Origin of the sequence: Pedomonas sp. (genome assembly GCF_036515995.1) — a bacterium.
Taxonomy (GTDB): domain Bacteria; phylum Pseudomonadota; class Alphaproteobacteria; order Sphingomonadales; family Sphingomonadaceae; genus Pedomonas.
Map to the genome: position 1 here is coordinate 1 of NZ_DATBUP010000252.1, position 5,587 is coordinate 5,587.

At 62.6% G+C, this 5,587-nt stretch carries 5 protein-coding genes and 1 rRNA gene; all 6 read right to left on the reverse strand.

All coding sequences use genetic code 11. The annotated features are described in order from the left end of the window. Nucleotides 1-220 (reverse strand): 16S ribosomal RNA (locus VIG90_RS17790); the annotation flags it as partial. Between the two features lie 552 nt (nucleotides 221-772). After that, nucleotides 773-1,204, reverse strand: coding sequence for a CBS domain-containing protein (locus VIG90_RS17795; RefSeq protein ID WP_331594864.1), 432 nt, complete (start codon nucleotides 1,202-1,204; stop codon nucleotides 773-775). Nucleotides 1,205-1,466: 262 nt separating this feature from the next. Beyond that, nucleotides 1,467-2,882, reverse strand: coding sequence for an OprO/OprP family phosphate-selective porin (locus VIG90_RS17800; protein WP_331594865.1), 1,416 nt, complete (start codon nucleotides 2,880-2,882; stop codon nucleotides 1,467-1,469). Between the two features lie 333 nt (nucleotides 2,883-3,215). Beyond that, complete coding sequence (locus tag VIG90_RS17805; protein ID WP_331594866.1) at nucleotides 3,216-3,797, reverse strand: DUF4167 domain-containing protein; 582 nt, start codon at nucleotides 3,795-3,797, stop codon at nucleotides 3,216-3,218. A gap of 137 nt (nucleotides 3,798-3,934) precedes the next feature. Then, nucleotides 3,935-4,816 carry a peptide chain release factor N(5)-glutamine methyltransferase gene (gene prmC / locus VIG90_RS17810; protein ID WP_331594867.1) on the reverse strand — a complete coding sequence of 294 codons (882 nt, stop codon included), beginning with the start codon at nucleotides 4,814-4,816 and terminating at the stop codon, nucleotides 3,935-3,937. After that, nucleotides 4,803-5,587 (reverse strand): peptide chain release factor 1 (gene prfA / locus VIG90_RS17815; protein ID WP_331594868.1); only part of this gene is annotated, 785 nt, incomplete at its 5' end. The genes prfA and prmC, both read right to left, overlap by 14 nt.

Consider the following 5,587-nt stretch of genomic DNA (forward strand, 5'->3'; position numbering starts at 1 on the left):
ACTAGCTAATCTGACGCGGGCTCTTCTCGGGGCGATAAATCTTTGGTCTCACGACATCATACGGTATTAGCTCAAGTTTCCCTGAGTTATTCCGTACCCCAAGGCAGATTCCCACGCGTTACTCACCCGTGCGCCACTAAGTCCGAAGACTTCGTTCGACTTGCATGTGTTAGGCATTCCGCCAGCGTTCGTTCTGAGCCAGGATCAAACTCTCAAGTTAACGTCCTAACCAATCCGTCCCGGACAAACCGAAACAGACCAGCCGGATTAAAGAGCATTCCTGCACGTCACTGTATTCTAGCGACATGTAAGAAAGCAAAGTTCACGTGTCCGTCGGGTGACTTCCCTCAAGACCCGTGAGCATCGCCGCCCACATGTCCCTTCCAAAAACCAACAATGAGAAAGAGCAAGGCCTCATCAGGTAAGAACCCAAGAAGGCAATTTCAACCCGTCCGCCGCTTCGTCTCCGTCGCGTCGGCCGCGCTGTGTGGAGGGCTTATATGGAGAGAGGGCGGTCGTTGTCAAACACCTTTTTGCGGTGTTTTGTTCCTTTGTCCGATCTTTTTCCGATTGGCCTTGATTTACAAGCGCTTAACCATGCAAAATTTTGGTCGCGGCACGCCCCCTTTGCCGCAACGAAGGCGACAAGGGAGTACGGCGGCAATGCCGGAACCGGCACGTGGAGCGGAATCGCGCGGCTCCTTGGGTTGGCATTCAAGCCGAACCAGCCTGGTGACAGCGGGATGCCGGCATTCGGCCGGCCCTGTCACGCCTAACTGGTGGCGATATAGGACTTCAGGGCAGCCGCTTCCTGCTCGACTTCCTCGATGCGGCGTTTGACGAGGTCGCCGATCGAGACGATTCCGAGGAGATTGCCCTCATCCACGACCGGCACATGGCGAATGCGCCGGTGGGTAATCAGCGTCATGACCTCGGGCACGGAATCGGTCGGCCGGCAGGTGACGACGGGAGAAGTCATGAGGGTCTTGGCGGTCTGTTCGAGGATGGCCGGCCCGGTGGTGGCAAGCCCGTGGATGATGTCTCGCTCGGACAGGACGCCGACGACATCCGAGGCGTCATCGGTAACCAGCACCGCACCGATGCTGCGCGTGTGCAGCAACGCAATCACGTCCTTGATGACCATGGTGTCGGACACCATGACGACTTCACTGCCCTTTACGGCCAGAATGGCTGCGATGGTCATGGTTGTTCTCCTCCCACTGAACCTCGGCCCCACTCAAGCTTAACGATTTAAACGCGAAATCGTCTTCGCTGCCCCGATGATCGCGATTCGGGTCGCCTATGGGAAGGCAATAGTGCCCTTCCCCCACCATTTCCTCCGCACGGATGGCTGATCACACAGACGCGATGCATCCACCAAGGATGGGGGCGCAAAAGAAACGGGCGGAAGAGGAGACCTCTTCCGCCCGCCGTTTCCGGGACAGGGGTATCGCCGCGCTTCCGGATTACCAGTCGATCTGGGCGCGCAGGCCGAACACGTGAGCGTCGGCGCTGGCGTCCGCCTCGGTCGAGCCGATGCGCGAGCCGATGCCGCGACCGCCCGCACCGCGGCTGATGTCGCTGACATCCACGTAGGTGTACTGGGCCGCGAACTTGATATAGTCGATCGGCAGCCAGATCAGGCTCAGGCCGTAGCCGGTCTGCGTGCCGCCGTTGACGAACTGGGACACGGTGCCGGAGCTGACGTCGTCGCCGAGGTCCAGATAGTCGATGCGGGCGTTGACCTGCCATGCACCAGCGCCGCCCTTGCTCACCGGGTTCAGCACCTTGGTACGGTCGAATGCGCCGCCCTTGTAGCCGCGGGTTTCACCGGTCAGGAAGTAGCCGAGCTCGACGTAACCGCCGCTGAACTTGGCGTTGCCGGCCAGACGGGTACCGGAGACGGTGTCGTCGCCCGGAACGGTCTCCGTCGGCGAGATGCCGTTGACCTTCATGAACTGATATTCGGCAGCCGCGTGCAGCGGACCGAAGATGCCAGCGGCTTCCAGGCCGATCAGGTCGTCGCTCTTGCCGGCAATGGTGCCGGTGTCGACAAAGCGGGTCGAGCCGGAGCGGACGAACGGACGGGCACGGTAGCGGTTGCCCAGCGAGTCCGTGTTGAATTCGCGGTGCTGGTAGCTGGCACCGAAGTGCAGCTGGTTTTCGCCAACCTTCGGAGCGTAGACGAGGCGGGTGCCGAACAGCCACTCGTCGCGGCCGCGGCTGCCGGTGATGGCGGTGTTGAAGATGCCCGCGTCGAACTTGAAGTCACCCTGGCTGTAGCCGCCCGAGACACCCAAGCGACGGCCGGAGTAGAACGCCTCGGTCACCTGGGCGCGCTCCATGAAGGAGCTGAAGCGCGAGGAGGTCATCTGCTCGAGGCTGTAGTTGGTTTCCATGTTGCCGAGCTTCACGCTGAAGGGCGAGTCCTTCGGAGCGTATTCGATCAGCACGTCGCCATAGCCGACGGTTTCCGGATCGGAGAAATCAACCTCGGCCTTGTACTTGAAGTCGCCGGGCATCGCGCCTTCAACGCCGATGCGCACGCGGCGGAAGTAGCTCTGGAAGCCCAGATCCTTGCCGTCCACCAGATCATCCGGATCGGAGATCATGCCGGCATCATACTGAACGCGGCCACGCACCTTGAAGGTGAACCCGCTGCCGCTGCTCTGCGGCGCACCCTTCCAGCTGACGGCCTTTTCGCTCTTGGCCAGCTGCGCCTTCAGCTCTTCCATCTGGGTCTGGAGAGCCTGAAGCTGAGCCTGCACCTGCTGCGTATCAGCAGCGGCGGCATCCTGCGCCAGAGCCGAACCTGCCCATGCCTGCGACCCGACAAGCGCCGTTGCCAACAGGACAGCGCGGTAATTCTTATTGGTAATCATTTAATGCCCTCACTTCTGGGTGCGTTGCAGGCCCCGCTCTAGTGATGGCGTGTGAAGCTTAGGCGACAGCGACGTGACAGTTTGGTTACAGAGGCGCCCCGCCGCGAACTGTTGCCTGAAAGCAACAGGAGGTTCGAGCCGGAGACTGGCTCGAGAGTGCAAGCGGGCAAAACAAAACGGCGCAGCTCCCGTCAGGTGCTGCGCCGTTTGTCAGGCTTTGGACTGGAGCCCCGATCGACCCGCCAACGGCGAATCTCGGACTTCAGTTTTTATAGTTCTGCCGCTGTCTCGCGCACCGGATACTCCGTGTCGGACAGTACCGAGAGGCTTGCGTCAGGCCGCGTTTTCAGCCGGGCTCGCTTCGCCTTCCGCTTCCGGCTTCACCTTCCGAGGGCGACCGCGACGGCGGCGGGGTTTTTCCTCTTCGGCGGGCGCTTCAACGGCCTCTTCTGCCGGCGCTTCGGGAGCGGCGTCCGCAACCGGTGCTTCGGCAGGAGCAGCAGGCTCGGCAACCTCAGCGGCCGGCTCGAGATTCAGGTTCCGCTGCACCGGGGGCTTCGAATAGCCCTGCGGCACGGAAACTTCCGGAGCCTCGTCGTCGTAGCCCACATCGTCGTGGTCCCGATCGTCGCGCTCGTCACGCTCGCGAGGACGGGTGTCCTCGTAGCGGGAGCGGAACTCCGCCAGCACCCGGTGATAGTGGTCCGCGTGCTGCATGTAGTATTCGGCGAGGATCCGGTCGCCCGCAGACGTCGCGTCTCGAGCCAGCGACTTGTACTTTTCCAAAAGCTGCTGGGCATTGCCGCGAATGCGTGCGTCGTTGCGGCTGCCCGACTCCATCGGGCGGCTGCCCGACTGTGCAGGGCGACCACCACCACCGCGTCCTCTACGGCGACCGCTTTGTCCGTTTCTCATCGACCCGTTCTCAAAATATATTTGCCCTTAGGGCAATCGCCCCATACGTCGGCGCGCGCTGGGCGCCGTAGCCTTAAAATCCGTCAATTTCGGAAATCAGGCGGCAGAGGAAACCATCAACCCTGCCAATCTCGTGTCTAACTGTTTCCCAGCCCATTTCCAAGAGAATTCTCAGCCTGCCGACACTCAATACAGCGGGGATGACCGGCCAAGTCGTGATGCACTCTACTTAAAAAACCTGCCCCTGCGGCGATCTGACCAACCGGCTCGGCCTGGGTGTATCCGACTTCCAGAAACACCCTTCCCCCCGGCGCCAGCAGGCGTCCGAGATCCGGAATGATCCGCTGGTAGTCGTCCAGCCCGGCCGCCCCGGCAAACAGGGCGCTCCTTGGCTCAAAGTCAGCCACTTCAGACGACAGAACCTCTTCCTCACCGATGTAGGGCGGGTTGGAGAGAATGCAATCAAATGGCCCCGAAAGCGCCTCGGCCCAGTCGCTCACAACGAAGGCGGAACGGTCAGCCAGCCCCAGCCGCGCTGCGTTGTCGGCCGCCACCAGCGCGGCATCGTAGGAGCGATCAACGCCGACGCCGAAGCTGCCGGGACACTCGTGCAGAACCGAGAGGAGCAGGCAGCCCGACCCCGTGCCCAGATCCAGCACCCGCAGAGGCCGGTTCTCCGGCCCGACCTGCTGCGGAAAAGCGCGCAACACCGCCTCGATCATCGTCTCGCTGTCCGGACGGGGGATGAGCGTGGCGGGCGTTACCCGGAACTCGAGTGACCAGAATTCCCGCACGCCGGTGATGTAGGCCACCGGCTCGCCTGTGGCGCGACGGGAGACAAGCGCCTGGAATTGCTGGGTCTGCGCTTCGGCCACTTCGAGGGTGGTATCAATGAGCATGCTCAGGCGCGGCAAGCCCAGCACGTGCGCCAGCAGCACCTCGGCATCCAGCCGCGGATCGAGGAGGCCGGCATCGGCAAGTCGTGCCGCGCCCGCGCGCAGGACCTCAGCTCGCGTCATCCAGCTGCGCCAGCTTTTCGGCCTGATCTTCCGCGATCAGCGCCTGCACCAGTTCTTCAAGGCCGTCGCCTTCCAGCACCAGATCGAGCTTGTGCAGCGTCAGGTTGATGCGGTGGTCGGTCACGCGACCCTGCGGGAAGTTGTAGGTGCGAATGCGCTCCGAGCGATCGCCCGAGCCGACCTGAGACTTGCGGTTGTCCGCCCGCTCGCGGTCGATCTTCTCGCGCTCGATGTCATAGAGCCGGGCGCGCAGGATCTTCAGCGCCTTGGCCTTGTTCTTGTGCTGGCTCTTCTCATCCTGCTGGCTGACGACGAGGCCGGTGGGCAGGTGGGTGATGCGAACCGCCGAGTCGGTGGTGTTCACCGACTGGCCGCCCGGGCCCGACGAGCGGAACACGTCGATGCGCAGATCCTTCTCGTCGATCTGCACATCTACCTCTTCCGCCTCCGGCAGCACAGCCACGGTGGCAGCAGAGGTGTGGATGCGCCCGCCCGATTCGGTGGCAGGCACGCGCTGCACGCGATGCACGCCCGATTCGAACTTCAGCTTGGCAAACACGCCCTGACCAGTGATGGAGGCGACGACTTCCTTGTAGCCACCCACGTCAGACGGGCTGGCCGAGATCAGTTCGGTCTTCCAGCCCTGCCCTTCGGCGTAGCGGGTGTACATGCGGAACAGGTCGCCCGCGAACAGCGCCGCCTCGTCACCGCCCGTACCGGCGCGGATTTCCAGAATCGCGGACTTCTCGTCGGCCACGTCCTTCGGCAGCA